The sequence below is a fragment of the Oleiphilus sp. HI0067 genome, from assembly GCF_001635735.1.
In genome coordinates, this window is record NZ_LWFI01000856.1 from 1 (window position 1) to 1030 (window position 1030).

1 protein-coding gene is annotated in these 1030 nt (G+C 48.0%); it reads right to left on the reverse strand.

The window, feature by feature from the left end; genetic code table 11:
• Positions 1-1030 (reverse strand): phosphoenolpyruvate-utilizing N-terminal domain-containing protein (locus A3739_RS09155; RefSeq protein WP_255376775.1); only part of this gene is annotated, 1030 nt, incomplete at both ends.

Here is a 1030-nt window from a genome sequence, read left to right on the forward strand (position 1 = left end):
AACGCTTCGAGCTGCTCTCGATAATACAGCATTTGCTCGTATTCACTTGGGAAACGCTCGTTAATCATGAAAGGCACTTCGGTTCGATACAGACCGACACCCTCTGCACCATGATCAAGCGAACGCACCACGTCTGCCATTAAGCCAGTATTTACCCAAGAATGAATACGATGTCCGTCAGTTGTCTCGCATGGTAACTCGATGATCTCTTTTAAGTCTTCATCAAGCTCTTTGTCTTCATTCAATACCGTCGCATAATGCGCCTGCATTTCTGCAGAAGGCGAAATTAAAATGTCACCGTTATAACCATCAACGACCATCTCACAACGGTCAAGCTTGGATAACGGAACATCTACTAGGCCCATAACGGTAGGTATGCCCATTGCTCGCGCAAGAATCGCAACGTGCGAACTACCCGAACCTTTAATGGACACTAAGCCAACAAGATTCTCGCGCGGCACCTCGCCTAGCATTGTCGGCGTCAACTCGTCACTCACCAACACAGTGCGCTCGGGAAAGTTTAGCGTTTGTGTCTCGCGCTCTTGAAGATAACTCAGAATACGACGACCCAAGTCTTTGATATCAACAGCTCGCTCACGCAAATAGGCATCACTCATCATTTCAAAGTGACTCGCGTAATCCTTTATCACGTGCTTCAACGCTGTCTGCGCACATGATCCTGCTTTAATTTTGTTCTGAACTTCGCCCGCAAGTGCTTTATCGTCGAGCATCCCGATATATACATCGAACAGCGCCTGTTCTTCAGGCCTAAGCTGCTCCGCTAAACGCTCACCTACTTTGGATATATCGACACGCACAGATTCGATGGCTCCATCAAAAAGCGCCAAATCTGCATCAATATCATCGGAAGTTCTTTCAGGAACGCTATCGAAGTCCGCCGGGGGAAACATCACCATGCTTTGACCAATCGCAACCCCTGGTGAACCCGCGACCCCTTTAAAGACGAGATCTTGTTCTTTGCTGGAAATTAAAGAGGGACCAACAAACGCACTTGTCGCTTCTGAATGCG